The 26347-nt window shown below is 71.0% G+C and carries 23 protein-coding genes and 2 tRNA genes; 21 read left to right on the forward strand and 4 right to left on the reverse strand.

The features are described from left to right. Positions 1-6: 6 nt before the first annotated feature. The 10 genes from KJK29_RS25505 (at position 7) to KJK29_RS25550 (ending at position 5188) form a co-directional block, all read left to right on the forward strand. On the forward strand, positions 7-165 hold the full coding sequence (locus KJK29_RS25505; protein WP_215121451.1) for a hypothetical protein: 159 nt from the start codon (positions 7-9) through the stop codon (positions 163-165). A 117-nt stretch (positions 166-282) separates the two neighbouring features. Then, positions 283-447, forward strand: coding sequence for a hypothetical protein (locus KJK29_RS25510; protein WP_094057638.1), 165 nt, complete (start codon positions 283-285; stop codon positions 445-447). Between the two features lie 85 nt (positions 448-532). Further along, positions 533-1297: a nicotinate-nucleotide adenylyltransferase gene (gene nadD, locus KJK29_RS25515; protein ID WP_215121452.1), complete on the forward strand. Its 765-nt coding sequence runs from the start codon at positions 533-535 to the stop codon at positions 1295-1297. A 16-nt stretch (positions 1298-1313) separates the two neighbouring features. Further along, positions 1314-3032, forward strand: a complete 1719-nt coding sequence (locus tag KJK29_RS25520) for an LCP family protein (protein WP_215121453.1) — start codon at positions 1314-1316, stop codon at positions 3030-3032. A gap of 113 nt (positions 3033-3145) precedes the next feature. Continuing rightward, positions 3146-3592: a ribosome silencing factor gene (gene rsfS, locus KJK29_RS25525; protein ID WP_215121454.1), complete on the forward strand. Its 447-nt coding sequence runs from the start codon at positions 3146-3148 to the stop codon at positions 3590-3592. Next, positions 3583-4254, forward strand: coding sequence for a histidine phosphatase family protein (locus KJK29_RS25530; protein ID WP_215124457.1), 672 nt, complete (start codon positions 3583-3585; stop codon positions 4252-4254). Before rsfS ends, KJK29_RS25530 begins: the two co-directional genes overlap by 10 nt. A 74-nt stretch (positions 4255-4328) precedes the next feature. Beyond that, positions 4329-4401: transfer RNA gene (locus KJK29_RS25535), tRNA-Ala, on the forward strand. Between the two features lie 200 nt (positions 4402-4601). After that, a complete protein-coding gene (locus KJK29_RS25540) occupies positions 4602-4775 on the forward strand; it encodes a hypothetical protein (protein WP_215121455.1) in 174 nt (57 codons plus the stop codon). Between the two features lie 3 nt (positions 4776-4778). Beyond that, positions 4779-5012, forward strand: a complete 234-nt coding sequence (locus KJK29_RS25545; RefSeq protein WP_006136074.1) for a hypothetical protein — start codon at positions 4779-4781, stop codon at positions 5010-5012. A gap of 103 nt (positions 5013-5115) precedes the next feature. After that, positions 5116-5188 (forward strand) — tRNA-Ala (locus KJK29_RS25550). A gap of 102 nt (positions 5189-5290) precedes the next feature. On the opposite strand, the gene KJK29_RS25555 is transcribed toward KJK29_RS25550, so the two are convergent. Both KJK29_RS25555 and KJK29_RS25560 read right to left on the reverse strand, forming a co-directional pair. Then, on the reverse strand, positions 5291-6907 hold the full coding sequence (locus tag KJK29_RS25555; RefSeq protein ID WP_215121456.1) for an NADH-quinone oxidoreductase subunit NuoF family protein: 1617 nt from the start codon (positions 6905-6907) through the stop codon (positions 5291-5293). Next, a complete protein-coding gene (locus KJK29_RS25560) occupies positions 6904-8169 on the reverse strand; it encodes a cytochrome b/b6 domain-containing protein (protein WP_215121457.1) in 1266 nt (421 codons plus the stop codon). Before KJK29_RS25560 ends, KJK29_RS25555 begins: the two co-directional genes overlap by 4 nt. 465 nt (positions 8170-8634) lie before the next feature. On the opposite strand from KJK29_RS25560, the gene leuS reads away from it, so the two are divergent. The 9 genes from leuS to holA all read left to right on the forward strand — a co-directional run bounded on the left by leuS (position 8635) and on the right by holA (position 20912). After that, complete coding sequence (gene leuS, locus KJK29_RS25565; RefSeq protein ID WP_215121458.1) at positions 8635-11514, forward strand: leucine--tRNA ligase; 2880 nt, start codon at positions 8635-8637, stop codon at positions 11512-11514. A gap of 265 nt (positions 11515-11779) precedes the next feature. Beyond that, positions 11780-12514: a hypothetical protein gene (locus KJK29_RS25570; RefSeq protein WP_215121459.1), complete on the forward strand. Its 735-nt coding sequence runs from the start codon at positions 11780-11782 to the stop codon at positions 12512-12514. 72 nt (positions 12515-12586) lie between these two features. Then, complete coding sequence (locus tag KJK29_RS25575; RefSeq protein WP_215121460.1) at positions 12587-13432, forward strand: DegV family protein; 846 nt, start codon at positions 12587-12589, stop codon at positions 13430-13432. 154 nt (positions 13433-13586) lie between these two features. Further along, on the forward strand, positions 13587-14843 hold the full coding sequence (locus KJK29_RS25580) for a ComEA family DNA-binding protein (RefSeq protein WP_215121461.1): 1257 nt from the start codon (positions 13587-13589) through the stop codon (positions 14841-14843). Then, positions 14840-17518: a ComEC/Rec2 family competence protein gene (locus KJK29_RS25585; protein WP_215121462.1), complete on the forward strand. Its 2679-nt coding sequence runs from the start codon at positions 14840-14842 to the stop codon at positions 17516-17518. Before KJK29_RS25580 ends, KJK29_RS25585 begins: the two co-directional genes overlap by 4 nt. Before the next feature lie 4 nt (positions 17519-17522). Then, positions 17523-18362: an arylamine N-acetyltransferase family protein gene (locus tag KJK29_RS25590; protein WP_215121463.1), complete on the forward strand. Its 840-nt coding sequence runs from the start codon at positions 17523-17525 to the stop codon at positions 18360-18362. A gap of 315 nt (positions 18363-18677) precedes the next feature. Continuing rightward, on the forward strand, positions 18678-19559 hold the full coding sequence (locus KJK29_RS25595) for a YceI family protein (RefSeq protein WP_215121464.1): 882 nt from the start codon (positions 18678-18680) through the stop codon (positions 19557-19559). 53 nt (positions 19560-19612) lie between these two features. After that, positions 19613-19858 (forward strand): hypothetical protein, encoded by a 246-nt coding sequence (locus tag KJK29_RS25600; RefSeq protein ID WP_215121465.1) that lies wholly within the window; start codon positions 19613-19615, stop codon positions 19856-19858. A 64-nt stretch (positions 19859-19922) separates the two neighbouring features. Further along, positions 19923-20912, forward strand: a complete 990-nt coding sequence (gene holA, locus KJK29_RS25605; RefSeq protein WP_215121466.1) for a DNA polymerase III subunit delta — start codon at positions 19923-19925, stop codon at positions 20910-20912. A gap of 269 nt (positions 20913-21181) precedes the next feature. On the opposite strand, the gene KJK29_RS25610 is transcribed toward holA, so the two are convergent. Both KJK29_RS25610 and rpsT read right to left on the reverse strand, forming a co-directional pair. After that, the gene (locus KJK29_RS25610; protein WP_215121467.1) at positions 21182-21607 is read right to left on the reverse strand and encodes a VOC family protein; all 426 of its coding nucleotides are present in this window, start codon (positions 21605-21607) and stop codon (positions 21182-21184) included. Positions 21608-21824: 217 nt separating this feature from the next. Then, positions 21825-22091: a 30S ribosomal protein S20 gene (gene rpsT / locus KJK29_RS25615; RefSeq protein ID WP_033306356.1), complete on the reverse strand. Its 267-nt coding sequence runs from the start codon at positions 22089-22091 to the stop codon at positions 21825-21827. A gap of 230 nt (positions 22092-22321) precedes the next feature. Between rpsT and lepA the strand changes: the two genes are divergently transcribed. Next, positions 22322-24190 carry a translation elongation factor 4 gene (lepA, locus tag KJK29_RS25620; protein WP_215121468.1) on the forward strand — a complete coding sequence of 623 codons (1869 nt, stop codon included), beginning with the start codon at positions 22322-22324 and terminating at the stop codon, positions 24188-24190. 249 nt (positions 24191-24439) lie between these two features. After that, positions 24440-26323, forward strand: a complete 1884-nt coding sequence (locus KJK29_RS25625; RefSeq protein WP_215121469.1) for an AMP-dependent synthetase/ligase — start codon at positions 24440-24442, stop codon at positions 26321-26323. The last annotated feature ends 24 nt before the right edge of the window (positions 26324-26347 follow it).

Below are 26347 nucleotides of genomic sequence, written 5' to 3' on the forward strand. Positions count from 1 at the left end.
ACCGTCATGGAGCACCACCCCTCATCCGCCTGGCTCGCCGAGGCCGCGAGCGCCGCCGAGCGGCAAGGACCGGGGATGCTCCGGATCGTCCTCATCGTGATGATCGTGGGCTGTGTGCTGACCGGGTGGTTCCTGTTGCGCGGCTACGGACGGAAGGACGACTGAGGCACCGGGAAGGTTCCCCGGCACCGACATGCGGAGTCGGGGTGATCGCGTTCGGGGCGCCCGCTTACGATGAGCCGACGTCTTTATGCCGCCCACACGCGATAGGTCCTGCCGAAGATGAGCTTCCACAGCACCGCTGCCCAGTTGGTCACCCTCGCCGCCGAGGGCGAGGAGCACGGCGGAAACCACGAGAGCCTGAGCCCCTACCTCACCGGTGGCGCCGCCCTCTTCATCCTGCTGCTCCTGCTGTGGATCACCACCCGCTTCAACCGCGACCGCTGAGCCCGGCAGGGTGCCCCGCGCCGGGCATCCCGGGGACCACGGGGGCGGCCGGAGCCCTCAGGCGGGGCCGGTAGGGTCTGCACGCATGGGAGAGCAGGACATGCCTACCGGTCCGGCGAACGAGACGCCGCGCGACCCGGCACAGGGCACGGCGAGCGGTACCGAGCGACACTCGGAGCCCCGCCGTGCCGCCACGGAGCCCCGTCGTGAGGCCTCGGAGCCCCGCGACGCCGACGGCCCCGGAGACGGCCCCGCGCGGGCGGGCAAGCGCCGCCTCGGCGTCATGGGCGGCACCTTCGACCCGATCCACCACGGGCACCTGGTCGCGGCCAGCGAGGTCGCCGCGGCGTTCCACCTCGACGAGGTGGTCTTCGTCCCGACCGGCCAGCCCTGGCAGAAGAGCCACCGCAGCGTCTCCCCGGCCGAGGACCGCTATCTGATGACGGTCATCGCGACGGCCGAGAACCCGCAGTTCTCCGTGAGCCGCATCGACATCGACCGCGGCGGCGCCACCTACACGGTGGACACCCTGCGCGACCTGCGCGCGCTCAACCCGGACACGGACCTCTTCTTCATCACCGGCGCCGACGCGCTCGCCCAGATCCTCACCTGGCGGGACAGCGAGGAGCTGATCTCCCTCGCGCACTTCATCGGGGTCACCCGCCCGGGCCACCATCTGAACGACCCCGGACTCCCGGAGGGCGGCGTCTCCCTCGTCGAGGTCCCCGCCCTCGCCATCTCCTCCACCGACTGCCGGGTGAGAGTCGCCAAGGGCGACCCGATCTGGTATCTGGTGCCGGACGGAGTCGTGCGCTATATCGACAAGCGAGAGCTGTACCGCGGCGAGTGAGCCGAGAGGGGCACCGGTGAACGACCGATACGACCCGGGGGCCGCGGGATACGAGGCCGAGCAGTACGAACTCGTCGGCTACGACGAGTACGGCCAGCCTGTCTACCGCCAGGTCCCGGCGCAACAGACCCAGACCTACGACCCGTACGCCCAGCAGGGACACCAGGGACAGCACGGGCAGCAGCAGGGCTACGGCTACGACCCGTACGCGACGGGCGGGCAGCAGCCCGCGTCGTACGACTACGGGACCGGACCGCAGCAGCCAGGCCCCTCCTACGGCTCCTACGACCCGTACGCCACCGGTACCACCGGCACCCACCAGGGCGGCCCCGCGTCCCAGGACCCCTACGGGCAGAACGCGGCCGGCGCGGGTACGGACCGGCAGCCCCGCGGCGCCGAACAGACCGCGCACATCCCGCAGCAGGCGGGCCCGGCCGACGAGGAGACCCCCGCCCGGGCGGAACCGGAGTACCACACCGAGCAGTTCGCCTTCGTCGAGGAACCCGACGCCAACTCCGAAGACGTCATCGACTGGCTGAAGTTCACCGAGAACCGCACCGAGCGCCGTGAGGAGGCCCGGCGCCGCGCCCGCAGCCGGATCGTCGCCCTGGCCGTCGTCCTCGCGCTCGCCGCGGCCGGCGGCATCGGCTACCTCGGGTACGCGGGGAAGCTGCCCGGCCTGTCCTCCGACGACTCCGCCACGGGCACCGCGACGGCCGCGGGCGCCCAGAAGCGCGACGTGATCGTCCTCCACCTGCACGACACCAACGGCGCCCCCACCTCCACGGCCCTCCTCGTCGACAACACCACCACCAAGCGGGGCACCACCGTCCTCGTGCCCAACTCCCTGGCCCTGACCAGCGACGACGGCACCACCACGACCCTCGCCAAGTCGGTCGAGGACGACGGCTCCGACGGCACCCGCGACGCGCTCGACTCGGCCCTCGGCACCGACATCCAGGGCACCTGGCGCCTGGACACCCCCTACCTGCAGAACCTCGTCGACCTCGTCGGCAACGTCGACGTCGACACCGACACCGACGTCCCCGACCCCGCCGCCAAGAAGAAGGGCACGGCCCCCCTCGTCAACCAGGGCAAGGACCAGACCCTCAGCGGCAAGATGGCCGTCGCCTACGCCACCTACCGCGCCCCCGGCGAGGCCCAGAACGCCCAGCTGGAGCGCTTCGGGCAGGTCATGCAGGGCGTCCTGCGCAAGGTGTCCTCCGACCCGGGGGCCGCGACGACCACGATCCAGACCCTGGCGCAGATCCTGGACCCGTCCCTGACCGACAAGGACCTCGGCTCGTTCCTCGCCGGGCTCTCCGACCTCGCCAAGGGCGGCGACTACAAGACCGACCTGCTGCCCGTCCAGGCCGACGGCACCCTCAGCGACCAGGCGAGCGCGAGCGTGGTCAGGAACGTCCTCGGCGGCACCGCCAAGAGCCCCGACAAGGACGCCGCCGTCAGCGTCTCCGTCCGGAACGCCACCGGTGCGAAGGACAACACGGAGAAGGCCCGCGTCGTGCTCCTCAACGGCGGCTTCACCTTCCAGGAGGGCGGCACGGCCGGCGCCGCGCAGGCCACGTCCGAGGTCGTCTACGCCGACGCCGGCGACAAGGCGAACGCCACCGAGGTCGCCAAGACCCTGGGCCTGCCCGCGGGCTCCGTCACCAAGGGCAAGATCTCCGCGAACGCCGACGTCGCCGTGGTCCTCGGCCAGGACTACAAGCCGTAGTCCGAGCAGGAGGCAGCTGTCCGCCCCCTACGTGATCCCCGTCATCACGTGGGGGGCCCACGGCCGTCCGTGAGACCCTTGGTGGCAAGTGTCCGCCGATCGAAAGCCTTGTAGTGACCGCGACCGACCGCTCTCACGAGCTCATCATCACCGCCGCCCAGGCGGCCGCCGACAAGCTGGCGCACGACATCGTCGCCTACGACGTCAGTGACGTGCTGTCCATCACGGACGCCTTCCTGCTGGCCTCGGCACCCAACGACCGCCAGGTCAAGTCCATCGTCGACGAGATCGAGGAGCGGCTCCAGAAGGAACTCGGCGCCAAGCCCGTGCGCCGCGAGGGCGACCGCGAGGCCCGCTGGGTCCTGCTCGACTACGTCGACATCGTCGTCCACGTCCAGCACAGCGAGGAGCGCGTCTTCTACGCCCTGGAGCGGCTCTGGAAGGACTGCCCCGAGCTCGACCTGCCCGAGGACGCCAAGGCCACCCGCGGCAAGGCCGAGGAGCACGCCAAGCTGCAGGCGGCGGAGGAGGCGGCGGAGCTGGACGGAGACTGGCGGTGAGCTCCTTCAGCGAGGCCGGCAGCAGGGGACGGGGCCGCCGCGTCATCCTCTGGCGGCACGGCCAGACCTCGTGGAACGTGGAGCGCCGCTTCCAGGGCACCACGGACGTCGAGCTCACCGAGACCGGCGTCGCCCAGGCCCGCCGCGCCGCCCGGCTGCTGGTCGCCCTGAAGCCGGACACGATCGTCGCCTCCGACCTGCGACGGGCCGCGAACACGGCCGCCGAGCTCGCCGCGCTCACCGGCCTCGACGTCACCCACGACGAGGCCCTGCGCGAGACCTACGCGGGCGTCTGGCAGGGCCTGACGCACGAGGAGATCATCGGCCGCTACGGCGACGAGTACGCCGCGTGGAAGCGCGGTGAGCCGGTGCGCCGCGGCGGGGGCGAACTGGAGACCGAGGTCGCCGACCGCGCGGCTCCCGTGGTGGTCCGCAACGCCGAGAAGCTCCCCGAGGGCGGCACGCTCGTCGTGGTCAGCCACGGCGGCACGATCCGCACCACCATCGGCCGTCTCCTCGGCCTGGACCCCCACCACTGGGAGAGCCTCGGCGGGCTCTCCAACTGCTGCTGGTCCGTCCTCGGCGAAGGCGCGCGGGGCTGGCGCCTGCTGGAGCACAACGCCGGCACCCTGCCGGAACCGGTGCTCGGTGACGACGACTGACCCGGATTTCACTTTCCGGCAGGTCGCAGGCTAAAGTTCTTCTTGTTCGCCCCGCCAGCGGGGAAGGAACATGAGGGGCTATAGCTCAGTTGGTAGAGCGCCTGCATGGCATGCAGGAGGTCAGGAGTTCAATTCTCCTTAGCTCCACGTCAAGATCCCGTTCCCGTCGAGGGGGCGGGATTTTTCGTGCCCCCGGTTGAGTCACTCGGGCCTGCTGAGGCGTATACCTCTACGGTCACGACGCGCGCCGTGTCCGGACTGGTGCTGAGGCGTCGCTGACCGTGTCGGTCCGGCCGTGGCAGAATCAAACGGCCGGAAGGGAGCGCGGCCCGACGGGAGGAGTAGCGATGCCTGCGAGCATCCTCGAGGAGGTCGACCACCTCCTCGGAGCAGCGTTGAGACGGCAGATGTCCACCCGCCTCAGCTGCCCTTCCTGCGGTTCCGGGCACGTGGCCCAGATGCTCGGCGACAACGGCGGGATCTCCTACGTGTGCACGGCCTGCGGCCACAGCTGGAGCTGATCGATGGGTGCACACAGGCGGAAGTGCGACTGGTGCGGCAGCGGGACTCCGATCGTCCGTGACATGGAACCGATCAATCCCGACTACCAGTACTGGTGCGAGGAGTGCGCGCGGGCGCTGATCATAAAAGGCGACCCGATCGAGACGTACCGCGAGTTGGAGGGCGAGCCGATCTATGGCCGGCTTCTGGAGGAGCACTGCACGCTCAAGCGGTTCTATTCGTTCGTGACGGCTTGAGAATCGGCAAAACGGTCATTTCAGGCAAGGTGAAACCGATTTGGTGTTGGGCCCGATGGGCCAGTAAAGTTGGCGTCGCCGCCGGGGAAACCCGGAGACGCGAGGGGCTATAGCTCAGTTGGTAGAGCGCCTGCATGGCATGCAGGAGGTCAGGAGTTCAATTCTCCTTAGCTCCACAGAAGATGAGAAGGCGGGCCATCCGATCGGATGGCCCGCCTTCTTGCTGTGGATATACGTACGGCGGGCTTCCCCCGGAGGGAAGCCCGCCGTACGTCTGCTCAGCGGCCGAGCGCGCGCCGTCCGCGGCCCTGGGAGAGCACCGGGAGGTTGCGGGACGACGGCGCGCCCTGGGAGCGCGTGTCCTCCTCCAGGCGCAGGGCCAGCGCCGGGCAGCGCCGCACCGCGCGCAGCGCCTTGGCCTCGGCGTACCGCGGCACCTGGGCCTGCGCCACGGTGGGGAAGCCGTCGGCGCCGAGCTGGAACACCTCGGGGAGGATGTCCGCGCACAGGCCGTGGCCCCGGCACAGCGTCCAGTCGACGTAGATCTTCTGGCGGCTGGGGCCGTTCTCCTCGGACTCGGCTCCGCCGGGGATGCCCGTCGGGGCCCTGCCGCCCTCGAAGAGCGGCAGAACGCCCTCCACGGGCCTGCCGCAGCCGTTGCCGAGCACATGGGCGGCCAGGTCGTCCGTGAACGCCTTGATCGTCGACTCGAGGAACATCGCGGAGCCGTCCGGGTGCGAGCACGCGCCGCGCCGCTTGACGTTCTTGGCGACCTGCTTGACCGCCTCCAGGGCGGCAGGGCCGCCGCCGTTGAGGATGTCCTCCAGACCGCGCGCGGCGGCCGGCAGGCCGAGGTAGCAGGGGCCGCACTGGCCCGCGCTCTCCTCGGCCAGCCACTGGGCGACCCGCAGCGACTCGCCCAGCGGGCAGGTGTCCTGAGTGATCGGCAGGATCGCTCCGGCGCCGAGCGCGCCGCCCACCGCGTCCAGGGAGTTGCGGGAGACGATCGCCTCGTTGACCGTCGCCGCGTCGATCCACTTGCCGTGGTAGCCGCCGGTGAGCACACCCTGCGGCACCGGCGGAGCGCCGGCGAGCTGCAGGACGTAGCGCAGCGGCACGCCCGTCGGGACCTCGATCACCATGGGGCGGGCCACCGCCCCGGAGACCGTGAGCATGACGGTGCCCGGCTCGTCGTACAGGCCGGTGTTGCCGTAGCGCTCCGGGCCGATGCGGGCGGCGATGGCCAGCTGGGCGAAGGTCTCGGCGTTGGACAGCAGCGTGGGGGCGCCGCCGACGCCGGTCTGCGAGGCGCTGACCTTGCGGCCCGGCGGAACGGCCGGGCCGCCGTCGATCGAACGGATCAGCGACGCGGCGGCGCCGGTGACCATACGGACCGGATTGCGCTGGACACGCGCGCGCAGCGCCGACCGGCGGCCGTTGTTCAGGCCGCGTTCGGCGAGCGCCGCCTCCATGGAGCGCTGTGTCGACTCACGGGTGACCCCCACCACGAGCGTGCGGGCACCCAGGGCCTCGGCGCACAGCAGCGCGCCGTCCAGGATCAGATGCGGGGCACGGTTGATCAGCACCGTGTCCTTGCGGCAGGCCGGTTCGTCCTCGCTTCCGTTCACGACGACGACCGGCCGGATGCCGCGCTTGATCGCCGATTCGGCGACCGAGCGCAGCTTTTTGTGGAAGGGGAAGCCCGCGCCGCCGCGGCCCTTCAGGTTGATGCGTTCGGCGAGTTGCGCGAGCTGCTCGCCGCCCATCGGCTCGAGCGGCCCGTGCACCTTGAGATGCATGGGCAGATCGAGCCGATCGACAAGGTCGAAGCCCGACGTGAGCTGAGGAAGCCCGACCACGCGGACTTCGGGTACGTCGGGCAGAGCCTCGTTCACTTAAAGCCTCCGGAAGGCGTGTTCCAAGGTTCGCCCGAGCCCGGAGCGTCGAAATCGTAGGACGCACCGGGCGATGTTTCAGTGGCGGGACCGCTGTTGTACGTGTCGTTCGGGTAGTACGTGCCGAAGGCGGCGTTCGACTCACCCGTGTCGTACACGTCACTCGATCCATAGCCGGAGGCGCCTGGATTGCCATAGGCCGGAATGCTTTGTCCGGTGTCCTGCAGGGGGTCGTAGGGCGGGATGTTGAAGCCCGTGTCCTGGAGGGGGTCGTAGGCCGACGGCGGGGCCTCGCCGACCGGGGGCGGGGACGGGATCGGCCAGTTGCCGGAGGTGCTGGAGGGGCCGTCCACGAGCGGGATGCTCTCGGTGGGCTGCATGTCCAGCGGCAGTTCCATGCGGGTGGTCGGCCCCGGGGCGAAGGCCTGCTGGCCCGTGGGAGGGGTCGAGACGGCCCGGTAGGCGGCCGCGAATCCGCCCGCGGGCTCCCTGGTCGCGGGGCGTTCCGCCTTCTCGTACAGCGGGCCCGACGGGGACCCCGCGGGCCTGCGGGGCGCGTCCCGGCTCTCGTAGCCGGGCAGCGCGGAGCCGCCGGTCGCCCGGGCCCGGCTCTCCTCCAGATCCCTGCGGGCCGAGGACTCCCCGGGGCCTATGAGATCGGCGAACTTGTCGGCGATCTTGCGCTTGACCGGGCGCGGGGCGGAGCGCAGGGCGAGGGCGGCGGCCACTCCGACCAGGGACAGGCCGTAGAGGATGACGAAGATCGGCTTGGCCGCGCGACCCGCGTAGAGCCCGTGCACCAGGGCGGCGCACCAGGCCGGGTAGGCCAGCATGTGCATGGCCCGCCAGCGGGCGGCGACGGGGGCGGGGGAGGCGAAGCGGTTGCGCAGTGCGCCGGTGACGCCCACGAAGATCATGAGCATGCTGGCCACGGTGCCGAGGCCGATGAGGAACGCCCTGCCCGTGGCGTCTTCCTCACCGGTCAGGAGCAGCCCGAAGGGGATCACGGCGGCGACCCACGAGGTGTGGGCCAGTGCCAGCTTCACGCCGATGTGGACCAGGAGGAAGACGATCGAGGCGACCGCCGTGGTCCGGTGCACGGCCTGCGCCAGGATGCGCCTGCGCGTGTCGAGCAGGACCCGGTCCTGGGCGACGAGTCCCCAGATCACCGAGCAGGACAGGCACACGAGGGACAGCACGCCGGCGCCGAAGTTGAGGAACTCGGCGAACGAGTCGTCCGCCGTGGAGTCGTAAGGGTTCACGGCCGGCCTCCCCGCGTCCCGGTGGCCGGGGATGGCGAGGTGTTACTGCGATGAGGGTTCATGGGGGCAACTCCGAGCGGTTCGGGAAAGCGGTCCCGCTGCCGCACTCTAAGCGGAGCCATACCGATGGGTACGAGGTTTGAGTTATTGCGTTGTTATCAAAGGACAATATGGATGTTGCGATGTCCCTTAGTGACTATTACGCGAAGTAACCTTTGACCCTGGTTCAGCTTTTCGGGTACCGAACGGCCGTCCAGAAGCGCGTCGCGGCGCGCTGGGGGCCTGCGGTACCCTAACGCCATGCGTGCCGTACGCCTTCTGCTTAGCGGGCCGCGCTGATCAGTCCCGGCCACCGGACGAGTCGAGTGGCCGGAATCGGCGCGGCGTCCCCTCCTGTGCGAGGGGATTTTTCGTTTCTCGAACCCACAGCCGCAGGCAGAGACGATCGATGGAGCTTTGAGGATCATGAGCGAGACGAACCCCGCTGCCGCCGCCGAGGTGGCGGCGCCGCACCGCTACACGGCCGCCATGGCAGCCGACATCGAGGCACGCTGGCAGGACTTCTGGGACGCCGACAACACCTACGGCGCGCCCAATCCGAAGGGTGACCTGGCGGGCGAGCCGGAGGCCGTCGCCCAGCCCAAGAAGTTCATCATGGACATGTTCCCGTATCCCTCCGGTGCGGGCCTGCACGTCGGCCACCCCCTGGGCTACATCGCCACGGACGTCTTCGCCCGCTTCCAGCGGATGACCGGCCACAACGTCCTGCACACCCTGGGCTTCGACGCCTTCGGCCTGCCCGCCGAGCAGTACGCGGTGCAGACCGGCACGCACCCGCGCGTGTCCACCGAAGCCAACATGGAGAACATGAAGTCCCAGCTGCGCCGGCTGGGCCTGGGCCACGACAAGCGTCGGTCGTTCGCCACGATCGACCCGGACTACTACAAGTGGACCCAGTGGATCTTCCTGCAGATCTTCAACTCCTGGTACGACCACGACGCCCGGCGGGCCCGCCCGATCGCCGAGCTGATCGAGCAGTTCGCCTCCGGTGAGCGGCCCGTTCCGGGACACACGCGTGCGTGGAGCGAGCTGAGCGCCGCCGAGCAGGCCGACGTCCTGGGCGAGTTCCGGCTGGCCTACGCCTCCGACGCGCCGGTCAACTGGTGCCCCGGGCTGGGCACCGTGCTGGCCAACGAGGAGGTCACCGCCGAGGGTCGCTCCGAGCGCGGCAACTTCCCGGTCTTCAAGTCCAAGCTGCGCCAGTGGAACATGCGCATCACCGCCTACGCCGACCGGCTGCTGGAGGACCTGGAGGAGCTGGACTGGCCCGAGGCCATCAAGCTGCAGCAGCGCAACTGGATCGGCCGCTCCGAGGGCGCCCGCGTCGACTTCCCCATCGACGGCGAGAACATCACCGTCTTCACCACCCGCCCCGACACCCTGTTCGGCGCCACCTACATGGTGCTGGCCCCCGAGCACCCGCTGGTCGAGAAGTTCACCCCGGCCGCCTGGCCGGAGGGCACCCACGAGGTGTGGACCGGCGGCCACGCGACCCCCGGCGAGGCCGTCAGCGCCTACCGCGCGCAGGCCGCCTCCAAGTCCGACGTGGAGCGGCAGGCCGAGGCCAAGGACAAGACCGGCGTCTTCATCGGCGCCTACGCCACCAACCCGGTCAACGGCGAGCAGGTCCCGGTCTTCATCGCCGACTACGTGCTGATGGGCTACGGCACCGGCGCGATCATGGCCGTCCCGGCCGGCGACCAGCGCGACTTCGAGTTCGCGCGCGCCTTCGAGCTGCCGATCCACTGCATCGTCGAGCCGACGGACGGACGGGGTACGGACACCTCCACGTGGGAGGACGCGTTCTCGTCCTACGAGGCGAAGATCATCAACTCCTCTGGTGAAGGCGTCTCCCTGGACGGCCTGGGCGTGGCCGAGGCCAAGGCCCGCATCACCGAGTGGCTGGAGCGCTCAGGCGTCGGCGAGGGCACCGTCAACTTCCGGCTGCGCGACTGGCTGTTCAGCCGCCAGCGCTACTGGGGCGAGCCCTTCCCGATCGCCTACGACGAGGACGGCATCGCCCACGCCCTGCCCGAGTCGATGCTGCCCCTGGAACTGCCCGAGGTCGAGGACTACTCGCCCCGCACCTTCGACGCGGACGACGCCGACACCCGGCCCGAGACGCCGCTGTCCCGCAACGAGGACTGGGTCAACGTCACGCTGGACCTGGGCGACGGCCGCGGCCCGCGCCCGTTCCGCCGCGAGACCAACACCATGCCCAACTGGGCCGGTTCCTGCTGGTACGAGCTGCGCTACCTGGACCCGCACAACAGCGAGAAGCTGGTCGACCCCGAGATCGAGCAGTACTGGATGGGCCCGCGCGAGGGGCAGCCGCACGGCGGTGTCGACCTGTACGTCGGCGGCGCCGAGCACGCCGTACTGCACCTGCTGTACGCGCGCTTCTGGTCCAAGGTGCTGTACGACCTGGGACACGTCTCCTCCGCCGAGCCGTTCCACAAGCTGTACAACCAGGGCATGATCCAGGCCTACGTGTACCGCGACAGCCGTGGCATCGCGGTACCGGCCGCCGAGGTGGAGGAGCGCGACGGCGCCTACTTCTACCAGGGCGAGAAGGTCTCCCGGCTGCTGGGCAAGATGGGCAAGTCCCTGAAGAACGCCGTCACTCCGGACGAGATCTGCGCCGAGTACGGAGCCGACACGCTGCGGCTGTACGAGATGGCGATGGGCCCGCTGGACGTCTCCCGGCCGTGGGACACGCGCGCGGTGGTGGGCCAGTTCCGGCTGCTGCAGCGGCTGTGGCGCAACGTCGTCGACGAGACGACCGGCGAGGTGACGGTCGTCGACACCGAGCCGGACGAGGAGACGCTGCGCGCCCTGCACAAGGCGATCGACGGGGTGCGCGGTGACCTGGAGGGCATGCGGTTCAACACCGCCATCGCCAAGGTCACCGAGCTGAACAATCACCTGACCAAGGCGGGCAGCGCCGTCTCGCGTCCGGTCGCCGAGGCCCTGGTGCTGATGATCGCCCCGCTGGCCCCGCATGTCGCCGAGGAGCTGTGGCGCCGGCTGGGGCACACGGACTCGGTGGTCCACCACGACTTCCCGGTGGCCGACCCGCGGTACGTGGTCGACGAGACCGTGACCTGTGTCGTGCAGATCAAGGGCAAGGTCAAGGCCCGGCTGGAGGTCTCGCCGGCCATCTCCGACGACGAGCTGGAGAAGGTCGCGCTGGCGGACGAGAAGGTCGTCGCCGCGCTGGGCGGGGCCGGGATCCGGAAGGTGATCGTGCGGGCGCCGAAGCTGGTGAACATCGTTCCGGCGTAGGGGCGGGGTCCGGAGGCGGAGGTCTGGAAGCGGAGGTCTGGAGGCGGAGGCCTGGAGGCGGAGGTCTGGAGGCGGAGGCCTGGAGGCGGAGGCCTGGGGACCGCTTTCGGGGTGGTCCCCCAGCGATCCCCTAGCGGTCCCCTAGTGGTTCTCTGATGGTCCTCTACGGGCAGGTTCGGGGTTCTTCCGGAACTCCGGGCCTGCCCGTTGCGTTTACTGTTGAAGAGCGACGTGAGGTGTGCCGCGATGTCCTGAGGAGGAGCCGGTGGAAGCAGTGATCGCAGTATTCGCCCTGCTCTTCGTGCTGTTTCTCGGGCTCGGCGTCTACGCGACCGTGAAGGTGGTCGGTGCCGCCAAGCGCGGCGTGGACCGCGGCCTCACCCAGGCCCGCCGCACCGTCGAGGACCACACCCTGCGGGCCAAGTCCTTCGCCCAGCCCGGCGCCGCGGGCGAAATCGCCCAGCTCCGGCTGAAACTGCGCACCTCGATGCGCGCCACCCAGGACGCGCTGCACGCGTCCGTCGCCGAGGACGAGTCCCTGAAGGAGTCCATCGGCCTCTTCCAGCGGCTCAGCGCGCACGGCCACGAGCTGGACGACGAGCTCAAGCGCCTGGAGACCGAGCCGGACCGCGGCGCGCTGACCCAGCGGCTGCCCGGGCTGCGCGAGCGCACCGAGCGCATCACACAGTCCGCGGACGCCCTGCGCTGGGCCGCCCGCGACCGGGCCCGCCGCTTCGCCGAGGACGACCTGGACACGCTCAGCGCACAGATCGACGTCGAGGCCGGGGCCCTGCGGCACTGGACGACGCCGGAGCCCGAGCCGACCTCGCGACCCTGGCCCGAAGCGCCCGCCGCCGACGCCACCACAGCCGGGCAGACCTGGCCGGAGACGCCTCAGTCGAGCCCCGAGCAGGAGCCGGCCCGCCCTGCCATCACCCCGCCGGGACCGCGCCCCACCTACTCCTGGCAGAAGAAGGCCCGCCCCGAGAGCACCACTTGATCCGGCCACTCGCGCCACGGGGCACCGGGCCCGGGCTGCCACACGGGCACTACGGCAGGTAACCTCCAGCTCATGTCCCGCCATGTCGCGATCGTCACCGATTCAACGGCCTACCTGCCGACCCGGACGATGGAGCGTCACGGCATCACAGCGGTGCCCCTGACGGTGGTCCTCGGCGACCGGGCACTCGAAGAGGGCACCGAGATCTCGACCCGTGCGCTCGCCCAGGCTTTGCAGAAGCGGCGCCCTGTGACGACCTCGCGGCCCAGCCCCGCCGTCTTCGAGGAGACGTACCGCAAGGTCGCCGAGTCCGGCGCCACCGGCATCGTCTCCCTCCACCTGTCCGCCGAGCTCTCCGGCACCTATGACGCGGCCGTCGTGGCCGCCCGGCAGGCGCCGGTGCCCGTGCGGGTGGTGGACACCGGCATGATCGCGATGGCGCTCGGCTTCTGCGCGCTCTCCGCGGCGGAGGTCGCGGAGTCGGGCGGCACGGTGGACGAGGCGGTCATGGCCGCGGAGAAGCGGGCCTCGGGCACGTCCGCCTACTTCTACGTCGACACCCTCGACTACCTGCGGCGCGGTGGCCGTATCGGTGCCGCGCAGGCCCTGCTGGGTTCGGCCCTCGCGGTGAAGCCGCTGCTGCAACTGTCCGACGGCCGCATCGAACCTCTGGAGAAGGTGCGGACAGCGTCCAAGGCGATCGCCCGACTGGAGGAGATCGCGGCCGAGCGGGCGGGCAGCGGGCAGGTCGATGCCGCCGTCCACCATCTCGCCGCCCCGGACCGGGCGTCGGCCCTCGCCGACCGGTTGCGGACACGGTTGACCGGGCTGGCCGAGCTGCATGTCAGCGAGGTCGGGGCGGTGATCGGGGCACATACGGGGCCCGGGCTGCTGGGAGTTGTGGTTTCGCCGCGGTGAACGTTGCTGTGAGGCACTGACGGGGCTCTGGCGGGGCTCTGACCGTCGGCTCCGATCACCCGTGTGAGTGGCGGAGTTGTCCACAGCCGGGGGGTTGTCCCCGGGAATCGACCATGATCATCGCGGGTGGGCCGAGGTGGCCGATCCTCGTCGCATGGCACTTCGATCACGTTCACGTTCAGCGACGGTGACCAGCGGCCCGGGGCGGGGGCCCGCGTCCGACGGCCGCGTCCGGCACCGTCGACGCCCTGCGGTTGTGCGGGGCCGGGCTCGGCATCGGCACGCTTCGGCGGAGGAGTTGCGTCGACGGGCGGGGGTGCTGTTCGGGGAGCATGGTGAACGGGCTGGGCCTGCTGAGCGGGTCGGGGCTGGGGTGCGGGGTGGGCTTGCAGAACGGGGCAGGCCTGCTGAATCGGTCGGGGAGTGGCGGGAGTCGGGGGAGCCGGGGGAGCGGCCGTCGGCTCGGGGGCGGCCTTCGTGGGCTGTTGTGGAGGCGGCTGCCGTGGGGGCGGCTGATGGGGATCGGGCTCCGCAGGGGCGGGAGCGGCACGGGTCGGTTGTGGAATCCGGGTTCCGGCCGGGCCTGGAGCCCGGCGTGGAAGCCGACGCCGTCCTCGCTGAGTCGGACAGCGGAGTGGCCGGTCGGGTCGCGGAAGGGGCCTGGCGGGAGCGGGCGGGGCTCGCGCTGCGGGAGCGGATGCCGCTGTGGTTGCAGACCAGGTGTGGGCTGGAGCGGCGGAGTGTGCTCGCTCTGAGCGTGGTGCTCTTCGTGGCCGCGGCGTTCGCCGTGCAGCACTTCTGGACCGGCCGGACCCAGTCGGTGCGGCCGCCCGAGGTGGTGCGGGCGGCGGCGCCGTTCGGGGAGCAGGGAGGACAGGGCGGGCAGGCCGAAGAGGAGCGAGGGCCGGGTGTGCCCGCGGGGGCGGCGAAGACGACAGGTGCCTCGGGGCCGCCCGAGATCGTCGTGGACGTCGGCGGCAAGGTCCGTGAGCCGGGAATCCACCGGCTGCCGAGCGGTTCGCGCGTCGCGGACGCCCTGCGCGCGGCGGGCGGTGTGAAGCCTGGGACGAACACCGACGGTCTCAACCGCGCCCGCTTCCTCGTGGACGGCGAACAGGTGGTCGTCGGCGGACCGGCCCCCGTCGGGGGAACCGGGGCGGGCGGTACGGCCACTGGAGGCGCCCCAGCCGGTGCGGCGGCGGGCGGTGCGATGCCGGCGGCTCCGGTCTCCCTCAACACGGCCACCGCCGACCAGCTCGACACCCTGCCGGGCGTCGGCCCGGTGCTGGCGCAGCACATCATCGACTACCGCACGCGGCACGGCGGTTTCCGTTCCGTGGACGAACTGCGCGACGTGAACGGCATCGGCGACCGCCGCTTCGCCGACCTGCGCAATCTCGTACGGCCATGAGGACGGCACCTGACTCGCCGGTGCGGCGCGACGAGGCCACTCCCACGGGCGCGCCGCCCGAACCGGCCCGGTCGTCCGTGCACGCCTCCTCCGGGAAGCGGCTCGGCAGCGCCCGTCCTCGGCAGGAGGGCCCCACCGACCTGCGGCTCGTGCCACCCGCCCTCGCGGCCTGGGGCACGGCGGCACTGGTGCTGGGCGCATCGCCGGGGTGGGCCGCGGGCATCGTGGCCGGCTGTCTGCTCGCCGTCGCGCTGCTGCCGCTGGCTCGGCGAGCTGGGTCGGCGTCCTGGCCGCGTGTATCGGCCGCCGCCGTGCTGCTCTGCGTCGCCGCTGCCGCCGCCTCGGCCGGGCTGCACGGGGCGGATCTGCGCCGGGGGCCGGTGCCCGGCCTGGCGCGGGAGTACGCGACGGTGACCGCCGAGGTCGAGCTCACCTCCGACCCACGGCTGACCCGCCCCAAGGTCCGGGGCGATCACGTGGCTCCCACCGCCGTGCTGATCGACGCCGAGGTGCGACGGGTCCACGAGGCGGGTGGCGGGACAGCGGTGACGCGGACGCCGGTGCTGATGATCGTCGACGTGAGGTCGGACCACCGGGGTGCCAGGAGCGCCAAGAGTGCCGGGGGTGACAGGGGTGCCGGGGGTGCCGGCGGTGCGCAGCCGTGGTCGGCGGCCGGTGAGCGGGTGCGGTCGCCGTGGCTCGGGCTGCTGCCGTCGACACGGCTGCGGGTCAGCGCGCGGCTGGCGCCGGCGATGGCGGGCGGGGACCGGGTCGCGGCCGTGCTGCGGGTGCGGCATCAGGGCGTACCGGAGGTGGTGGGAGGGCCGTCGGACGCCCAGCGGCTCGCCGGGCGGTTGCGGGCCGGGCTGCGGGAGGCGACCAGCGGGTTGTCGGCGGATGCCCGGGCCCTGTTGCCGGGACTGGTGGTGGGGGACACCTCGCGGATCACCCCGGAGCTGGAGGAGGCCTTCAAGGAAACCGACCTCACACACACTCTCGCTGTTTCCGGGGCCAACTTCACGATCATGCTCGCCCTGCTGCTCGGGCCGCCGGGCCTGGCGCAACATGCCGAGCGGCGGGGGATCGCGCCTCGCCTCGGTATCTCCCTGCGGGGGACGGCGGTGCTCGGGGGAGCGCTCTGTCTCGGGTTCGTCGTGGTGTGCAGACCCGACCCGAGCGTGGTGCGGGCCGCGGCCTGCGGAGCCGTCGCGCTGCTTGCCCTGGCGACCGGCCGCCGGAGGTCCCTGATCCCGGCGCTGGCGACGGCGGTCCTGCTGCTGGTGCTGTACGACCCGTGGCTGGCGCGGAGTTACGGGTTCCTGCTGTCCGTCGTGGCCACCGGGGCGCTGCTCACGCTCGCGCCGCGGTGGAGCGCCGGGCTGCGCAGGCGCGGGGTGCCGCCCAGGCTCGCCGAGGCGCTGGCCGCCGCTGCCGCCGCGCAGGCGCTGTGCGCGCCCGTGGTCACCGTGCTGTCGGCGCGGGTGAGCCTGGTCGCGGTGCCGTGCAATCTGCTCGCGGAGTTCGCGATCGCGCCCGCCACCGTGCTGGGCTTCGCGGCCCTGGCCACGGCACCGGTGGGGATGCCGGTGGCCAAGGCCCTGGCGTGGTGCGCGCATTGGCCCGCCGAATGGATCGCGGAGATCGCCCGGACGGGGGCGGCGCTGCCGGGGGCGGGCGTGGACTGGCCGGGCAGTTGGGCGGGTGCGGCACTGCTCGCGGCCGTGACTCTGGTGGTGCTGCTCGTGGGGCGGCGGCTGCTCGGGCATCCGTGGTGGTGCGGGGTCTGCGGGCTGCTGCTGGCGCTGGCGGTGGTGCAGCCGCCGCCGCTGACCCGGGTGATCACGGGCTGGCCGCCGCCGGGCTGGCGGCTGGTGATGTGTGACGTCGGGCAGGGGGACGCCATGGTGCTCGCGGCGGGTGAGGGCGCCGGAGTGGTGGTGGACGCGGGGCCCGATCCGCAGCTCGTCGACCACTGTCTGCGCGCACTCGGCATCACCAGGATTCCGCTGGTCGTGCTCACCCACTTCCACGCCGATCATGTGGCGGGGCTGCCCGGTGTGCTGCGCGGGCGGTCCGTGGGCGCGATCGAGACGACGGGCTTCGAGGAGCCCGCGGACCAGGCCGCGTTCGTCAGGAGACAGGCCGCGGCCCGGCGGGTGCCCGTGACGAGCGCCGCCGCCGGGGAGCAGCGCCGCGCGGGCGGGCTGTCCTGGCAGGTGGTGTGGCCGCCCCCGAGCCCGCCACCGCCGTCGGCGGGCGCTTCGCCGGGCTCGCATCCGCAGGTGCTCCCGGCCCACCCGGTGCCGGAGGGGCCGAACGACGCCAGTGTGGCCATGCTGGTCCGGACGGCGGGGCTGCGGCTGCTGCTCCTCGGGGACCTCGAACCCCCGGCCCAGCGGGCGCTGGCGAGGTCGCCGGCGGCCGGGGCGCTGGCCGATGTGGACGTGCTGAAGGTCGCCCATCACGGCTCGGCCTATCAGGACCCCGGACTCATACGCCGGGCGGCACCGCGGCTGGCCCTCATCAGTTGCGGTGCCGACAACACCTACGGGCATCCGGCGCCCGGCACGGTGGCGGCACTGCGCGCCGGGGGTGCGACGGTGCTGCGGACGGACCGGGACGGCGCACTGGCGGTCGTAGGAGAGGGCGGAGAGCTGACGGTGGCGCGAGACTGAGGGCATGAACTCAAGCCAGGTCGATGCCTATCTCCGCCGCCTCGGGGTCGAGCCCCCGGCGTGGCCCACGGTCGACGCGCTGCGCGAGCTGCATCTGCGGCATCTGCGGACCGTGCCGTTCGAGAACCTCTCCATCCACCTCGGCGAGGAGATCGTGCTGGAGGAGAAGCGGCTGCTGGACAAGGTGGTGGGCGCCAGGAGGGGCGGGTTCTGCTACGAACTCAACGGATCCTTCGGGGCGTTGCTGGCCGCCCTGGGCTACGAGGTGGCCCTGCTCGCGGGGCGGGTGTACGGGGACGAGGAGCGGCTCGGGATCCCGTACGACCATCTCGCACTGCGGGTGCGGACGGTGGACGGGGGCGACTGGCTGGCCGACGTCGGATTCGGGGCGCACAGCCATCTTCCGCTGGCGTTCCGGGAGCGGGGAGAACAGGAGGACCCGGGGGGCACGTTCCGGATCGTGGAGGCGGGGCCGGACGCGGCCGGGGTGCGTGGTGGACACGACAGGGTGGAGGTGGCGGACCTGCAGGTGATCCGTGACGGCAGGCCGCAGTACCGCCTGGAGGTGCGGCCGCGGGTGCTCGGTGACTTCGTGGCCGGGGCGTGGTGGCACAGCACGTCGCCGGAGTCGCACTTCACGCGGTCGCTGGTCTGTTCGCGGGTCACGGAGGAAGGAGGGCGGATCACGCTCAGCGGACGCAAGTTCACCGTGACAGCGGCCGACGGGACGCGGGAGGAGAGGGAGCTGGAGAGGGACGAGGAGGTGCTGGGGGTGTACCGGGAGAGGTTCGGGATCGAGCTCGACGCGGTGCCGGTGGTGCGGGGCGCCGGTCGGGAGAGCTGAGCCGGACCGGACGGAGGCGGACTCGGACACGTCCGGGGGCGGACCCGAACCCGTCCGGGGGCGGACTCGCATCCGTCCGGGGGTCGACCCGGACCCGGACGGGGCTGATTCGGTCCAGAAGGTGCACACCGTTCACACACGGTCCACATGGTTCCAGTCGGTGCTACTCGGGAGTAGTCCCATCACATCTGCTGGATTCCCGTGATGTGGTCGCGTGTTGCCTCGAAAGCCTCATCGGTGGTCGAATGCGTCCTCGATGAACAGTGATCGAACCGCTGACTTCGAGTCGCACGAGGTGTCCAGGAGGCTTTCGAGATGATCGGCCGCTGGCGGGGAAGCCGACCCAACCGGGTGCAACGGACGAGTCCCCTGGCGGCGGTGCCGACGCCGCCGAGCGCGGGGGTGCTGAGCTGCCGGGTGCTCGATCCGGTCAACGAGCCGGTCAGACACGCGGAGTTCGCGGTCACCGACGCCATGGGGCGGGCGGTGGTCAGCGGGGGCGCGGATCCGTTCGGGTCGTTCGTGACGACGGTGCCCGCGGGGGAGTACCGGCTCGCGGTGTCGGCGGAGGGGTACACGCCGTACCGGGCGACCACGCAGGTAGCCGAGAACACGCTCGCGTCGCTCGGGGACGTGACGCTGCAGGTGGCCCGGCCGCCGGAGCTGCCCGGGCCCGGCGACTGGGAGATCGAGCCGGCGCACTCCTCGCTGGCGTTCACCGCGCGGCACATCGGACTGGCCCGGATCCACGGGCAGTTCAAGTCGTTCGCGGGTGTCATGCGGGTCGCCGAGCCGTTGGAGCGGTCGGCGATGCATGTGGTGATCGACGCGGCGTCCATCGACACGAACGTGAGGATGCGGGACGACCATCTGCGGTCGGCGGACTTCCTGGACGTCGCGAAGTTCCCGACGCTGGAGTTCTACAGCGACCGGTTCGTGCACAAGGGCGCGAACCGGTGGGCCGTGACGGGGGCGCTGTCGCTGCACGGCGTCACGCGGACGGTGACGCTGGACACGGAGTACCTGGGGCTGGGCAACGGCATGGAGGGCGAGGTGCGGGCGGCCTGCCGGGCCACGACCGAGCTGCACCGGGACGACTTCACCGTGAGCTGGCAGACGATGCTGGCGCGGGGCATCGCGGTGGTCGGGCCGAGCATCAGGATCGACCTCGATGTGCAGGTCGTCCGCAAGGGCTGAGCCGGGCGGATCCGGCGGACCGGGCCGCGACGCGGTGTCGGACAATGTCCGGCGTGAGTGATGTGCGACATGTGCTGGTGCTGCCCGACCGTGATGCCGCGGAAGAGGTGGTCGAGGCGCTCGGGGAGAGGTTCGGGGTCGTCGAGGAGCCGCAGCTGGTGCGGGACGCGCTGGCCGGTGAGGACGATGCCGAGGACGCGCAGTGGCTGGTCGTCCTGAGGGACGAGGCCGGGCGGCTGGACGCCGGGGAGCTGGACCGGTTCGCCGGGGAGTGGGACGGCTGGCGGGAAGAGCCGTAGCGGCCCCGCGTACGCCCCGGTCCGTTCGGGCCCGTTGTCAGTGGCGCGTGGGATGCTTGTCGCGATGGCCAGGAAGACTGCGAATGACGACCCTCTCGCCCCGGTGACGCTCGCCGTGGGCCAGGAGGAGCTGCTGCTCGACCGTGCCGTGCAGGAGGTGGTGGCCGCGGCGAGGGCCGCCGACGCCGACACGGACGTACGGGACCTGACCCCGGACCAGTTGCAGCCCGGCACGCTCGCCGAGCTGACGTCTCCCTCGCTCTTCGCGGAGCGCAAGGTCGTGGTCGTGCGCAACGCGCAGGATCTCTCGGCCGACACGATCAAGGACGTCAAGGCCTACCTCGGGGCGCCCGCCGAGGAGATCACCCTCGTGCTGCTGCACGCCGGAGGGGCCAAGGGCAAGGGGCTGCTCGACGCGGCGCGCAAGGCCGGGGCGCGCGAGGTGGCCTGCCCCAAGATGACGAAGCCGGCGGACCGGCTGGCGTTCGTGCGGGGCGAGTTCCGGGCGACGGGCAGGTCCGCCACGCCGGAGGCGTGCCAGGCGCTCGTCGACGCGATCGGCAGTGATCTGCGGGAGCTGGCGTCGGCGGTCTCGCAACTGGTCGCGGATGTCGAGGGGACGATCGACGAGGCGATCGTCGGGCGGTATTACACCGGCCGGGCCGAGGCGTCGAGCTTCACGGTCGCCGACCGGGCGGTCGAGGGGCGGGCGGCCGAGGCGCTGGAGGCGTTGCGCTGGTCCCTGGCGACCGGCGTGGCACCGGTGATGATCACCAGCGCGCTGGCCCAGGGCGTCCGGGCGATCGGAAAGCTCTCCTCGGCCCGCGGAGGCCGGCCGGCGGATCTCGCCCGCGAGCTGGGGATGCCGCCCTGGAAGATCGACCGGGTCCGGCAGCAGATGCGCGGCTGGACCCCGGACGGCGTGTCCGTGGCGCTGCGAGCGGTGGCCGAGGCGGACGCGGGAGTAAAGGGCGGCGGCGACGACCCGGGGTACGCCCTGGAGAAGGCGGTGGTCGCCATCGCCCGGGCGGCCCGGTCCCGGGGGCGGGGCTAGGGGCCGCTTTTCAGGGGACGGGGGCGTCGATGCCCGGCCGGTTTCTCTCGCTGTCGCGGACCAGCCGCTGGGGTTTTTCCGCCGGGCGGCCAAGTCCAGGGGACGAGGGTAGGGGCCGGCTCCTCAGACGGGCGAGCCGATGCCCAGCGGCTTCTCTCGCTGTCCCGGACCAGCCGCCGGGTTGTCCCCCGGCCGGCCAGGTCCAGAGGGGCGAGGGTAGGGGCCGGCTCCTCAGGGGACGGGCGGGGCGACGCCCAGCAGGTTTCCCTTCAGCGGACAGGCTGGCCGATGCCCAGTAGGTTGCCCTCGCTGTCGTGGAACCAGCCGCCGCGTTCGCCGCGGGCGCCCTTGCTCGGGTAGTTGCCCTCGACCTCGGCGATCCCGTCCCGTGTGCGCAGGCCGGGTACGTCGACCTCCTCGAAGACCACACCGCGCCGCTTCAGCTCCGCCACGGCGGTGTCGATGTCGTCGACCTCCAACGCCATCTGGGTGAAGGTGCCGGGCGAGGCGCCCGTCGAGCGGAAGAGCACGAACTCCCCGCCGCCGCAGCGGTAGAGCAGCCCGCCGGGGCGTTCGTCGGCGGGCTCCATGCCGAGTTTCTCGGCGTAGAAGCGCCGCGCCCGGTCCAGGTCCTGGGCGGGCAGCCTGGTCGCCACGCGGGCCCCGGCCAGAACGTCCCTGTCGTCTCCGGTCATCTCTCCACTGTGCCGCGAGCGACGCCCGGAGCGAGGACCGGCACGCCGAAGGCCGGGCACCCTCCCATGGGGAACGGGAGAGGCACCCGGCCTTCGATTCAAGCTGCTGGATCCGCGCCCGCGTGGCGAACGCAGGCCGCGCGCGGATCCGTAAGGGGTGCCGGACGGGAGCGGATAGAGAGGGCCCGCTCGATTCCCTCCGGCGTCACATCAGATGTCAGCCCTTGAGCGCGGCGACCTTCTGAGCCAGCGCCGACTTCTTGTTGGCAGCCTGGTTCTTGTGGATGACGCCCTTGGAGACGGCCTTGTCGAGCTGACGCGCGGCGACGCGCTGGTACTCGGTGGCCTTCTCGACGTCACCCGCGGCAGCAGCCTCACGGGCCTTGCGGATCGCGGTCTTGAGGGAGGACTTGACGGCCTTGTTGCGCAGCCGCGCCTTCTCGTTGGTCTTGATCCGCTTGATCTGGGACTTGATGTTCGCCACGAATGAGCCTTTTCAGGTTCTGGCACGGGACCGCGCGGGACCCGCACCGATGATTTCTTGAGGTAGCGCCTCCTGCTGAGAGGGCATGAGGCACAGCCCCCCACGGTACCAGCGGGCCCATCCACGGCCCAAACCCGTCGGTGGTCCCCTTCCGTGGGACCATGGAGGCTACGTATCGATCCGACCCGAGACCGCAGACACTGCGGACGCCTCAAGAATCAGGACCCTGCGTGCCCGCGATCCCTAGCCATGTGCCCGAACCGAGCCGTACCGACCCGGCTCTGATCCGCAACTTCTGCATCATCGCGCACATCGACCACGGCAAGTCCACGCTCGCCGACCGGATGCTCCAGCTCACCGGAGTGGTCGAGCAGCGGCAGATGCGCGCTCAGTACCTCGACCGCATGGACATCGAGCGTGAGCGCGGCATCACGATCAAGTCCCAGGCGGTGCGTCTGCCGTGGGCTCCCACCGAGGAGCCGGGCAACACGCACATCCTCAACATGATCGACACCCCGGGCCACGTCGACTTCACCTACGAGGTCTCGCGGTCACTCGCCGCCTGCGAGGGCACCGTCCTCCTGGTCGACGCGGCCCAGGGCATCGAGGCCCAGACTCTCGCCAACCTCTACCTGGCGATGGAGAACGACCTCAAGATCATCCCTGTACTGAACAAGATCGACCTCCCGGCCGCCCAGCCGGAGAAGTTCTCCGAGGAGCTCGCCAACCTCGTCGGCTGCGACCCGGAGGACGTCCTCAAGGTCTCCGCGAAGACCGGCGTGGGCGTCGACGCGCTGCTCGACAAGGTCGTCGCCGAGGTGCCGGCCCCGGTCGGCGTCGCGGACGCGCCTGCCCGCGCGATGATCTTCGACTCGGTCTACGACTCCTACCGCGGCGTCGTCACGTACGTTCGAGTCGTCGACGGTCAGCTCAACAAGCGTGAGCGCATCCGGATGATGTCCACCAACGCCACGCACGAGCTGCTCGAGATCGGGACGAACTCGCCCGAGATGCTGTCCGCCGACGGCCTCGGTGTCGGCGAGGTGGGCTACATCATCACCGGTGTGAAGGACGTCCGCCAGTCCAAGGTCGGTGACACGATCACCAGCCTGCAGAAGGGCGCCACCGAGGCCCTCGGCGGGTACAAGGAACCCAAGCCGATGGTGTTCTCCGGCCTCTACCCCCTCGACGGATCCGACTACCCGGAGCTGCGCGAGGCCCTCGACAAGCTCCAGCTCAACGATGCCGCGCTGGTCTACGAGCCGGAGACCTCCGCGGCCCTCGGCTTCGGATTCCGCGTCGGCTTCCTGGGCCTTCTCCACCTCGACGTCATCCGCGAGCGGCTCGAGCGCGAGTTCGGGCTCGCCCTCATCGCCACCGCTCCGAACGTGGTCTACCGCGTGGTCATGGAGGACGGCACCGAGCACACGGTGACCAACCCGAGCGAGTTCCCCGAGGGCAAGATCAACGACGTGTACGAGCCGGTCGTACGCGCCACGCTCCTCGCCCCGAGTGAGTTCATCGGCGCGATCATGGAGCTGTGCCAGACCCGGCGCGGCACGCTGCTCGGTATGGACTACCTCTCCGAGGACCGCGTGGAGATCCGCTACACGCTTCCCCTCGCGGAGATCGTCTTCGACTTCTTCGACCAGCTCAAGTCCAAGACCAAGGGCTACGCCTCGCTCGACTACGAGCCCACCGGCGAGCAGGCCTCCAGTCTCGTCAAGGTCGACATCCTGCTGCACGGCGACAAGGTGGACGCCTTCTCGGCGGTCACGCACAAGGACGCGGCGTACGCGTACGGCGTGCGGCTCGTCGCCAAGCTGCGCGAGCTGATCCCGCGCCAGGCCTTCGAGATCCCCGTCCAGGCGGCCATCGGCTCCCGGGTCATCTCCCGCGAGACCATCCGCGCCATCCGCAAGGACGTCCTCGCCAAGTGCTACGGCGGTGACATCTCCCGTAAGCGGAAGCTGCTGGAGAAGCAGAAGGAGGGCAAGAAGCGGATGAAGATGGTGGGTTCCGTGGAAGTTCCGCAGGAGGCCTTCATCGCCGTCCTGTCCAGCGATGACAGCGCGGGGTCGGGCAAGGGCAAGAAGTAATCACGGATTACCGTGGGTTACACCGCAAACCGGGTAGAACAGGGGCCCGTCGTGTGAGAGCGCGGCGGGCCCCTGTGCGTACGTGGGGTAGCTGTCTGTACGAAGAGACAGGCCGCGGGCCCTTACGCGGGGACCGGTCGGCCTTTACTCTGATCCCTGCTCGATAGTTACTCGCGAGTTAAACAACGGCTCGCGAGTAAAACCAGCCGCACCTGAGCCAGCCGCCTGACGCGGGCCCCGGAGGACGTCGTGAGCGACACACAGACCCTGATCGAGAACCGTCCGCCGTCGGTGGCGGGCCTGTTCCTGGAGCGCGTGGCGGCCACGCCTGACGCAGAGGCCTATCGGTACCCGGTCCCATCGTCCTCGGGTCAGGGACCGGAGGAGTGGAAGTCGCTGAGCTGGGCGCAGGCCGCCGAGCGCGTCTACGCCATCGCGGCGGGACTGATCGAGCTGGGCGTGCGGGCCGAGCAGCGCGTCGCGCTCGCCTCCAGCACCCGGATCGAGTGGATCCTCGCCGACCTCGGCATCATGTGCGCCGGCGCCGCGACCACCACGGTGTATCCGCAGACCAACGCGGAGGAGTCCGCCTACATCCTGTCGGACTCCGAGAGCCGGGTGCTCATCGCGGAGAACGTCGAGCAGCTCGCCAAGGCGAAGGAGAAGCGCGCCGAGCTGCCCGAGCTGACCCATGTCGTGGTCGTCGACCCGGCGGGTCTGGCGGGCGAGGAGAGCGCCGACTGGATCCTCACCCTCGACGAGCTGGAGAAGCGCGGCGCGGCCCGTCTGGAGAAGGACCCCGACCTGATCAAGGAGCGGGTCGGCGCCATCACCAAGGACCAGCTCGCCACCCTCATCTACACCTCCGGCACCACCGGCCGCCCCAAGGGCGTGCGCCTGCCGCACGACAACTGGTCGTACATGGCGAAGGCGATCGCCGCGACCGGCCTGGTCAGCAGCGAGGACGTGCAGTACCTGTGGCTGCCCCTCGCGCACGTCTTCGGCAAGGTGCTCACCTCAGGCCAGATCGAGGTCGGCCACGTCACCGCCGTGGACGGCCGCGTCGACAAGATCATCGAGAATCTGCCGGTCGTGCAGCCCACGTACATGGCGGCCGTCCCCCGCATCTTCGAGAAGGTCTACAACGGCGTCGCCGCCAAGGCCCGTGCGGGCGGCGGGGCCAAGTACAAGATCTTCCAGTGGGCTGCCGAGGTCGCCCGCGAGTACGCCAAGGTCTCCCAGGACAACTTCCGGCGCACCGGCACCCTGTCCGTGCCCTTCGGTCTCGGCGCCAAGCACAAGGTCGCCGACGCGCTGGTGTTCGCCAAGATCCGTGAGGCCTTCGGCGGCAACCTGCGCGCCTGTGTCTCCGGGTCGGCCGCCCTCGCCCCGGAGATCGGCTACTTCTTCTCCGGCGCCGGCATCCACATCCTCGAGGGCTACGGCCTCACCGAGTCCTCGGCCGCTTCGTTCGTGAACCCGGGCGAGGCCTACCGCACCGGTACGGTCGGCAAGCCGCTGCCCGGTACGGAGGTGCGGATCGCCGACGACGGGGAGATCCTGCTGCGCGGGCCCGGCATCATGGAGGGCTACCACGGGCTGCCCGAGAAGACCGCCGAGGTGCTGGAGTCGGACGGCTGGTTCCACACCGGGGACATCGGGGAGCTGTCGGCCGACGGGTATCTGCGGATCACCGACCGCAAGAAGGACCTCATCAAGACCTCGGGCGGCAAGTACATCGCGCCGGCGGAGGTCGAGGGGCAGTTCAAGGCGGTGTGCCCGTACGTGTCCAACATCCTGGTGCACGGGGCCGACCGGAACTTCTGCACGGCGCTGATCGCTCTGGACGAGTTGGCCATCGTCGAGTGGGCGAAGGAGAACGGGCTCGGGGGGAAGTCGTACGCCGAGATCGTGGCCGCGCCCGCGACGGTGGGGATGGTCGACGGGTATGTGAAGCAGCTCAACGAGGGGCTTCAGAAGTGGCAGACCATCAAGAAGTTCCGGTTGCTGCCGCGGGATCTTGATGTGGAGCACGGGGAGATCACGCCGAGTCTGAAGTTGAAGCGGCCGGTTGTGGAGCGGGAGTACAAGCATCTGATCGAGGAGATGTACGAGGGCTCTCGCGAGGCGTAGGGAGTGGTGAATGAGCGCGGGCGG

This window comes from Streptomyces koelreuteriae (assembly GCF_018604545.1).
Taxonomy (GTDB): Bacteria; Actinomycetota; Actinomycetes; order Streptomycetales; family Streptomycetaceae; genus Streptomyces; species Streptomyces koelreuteriae.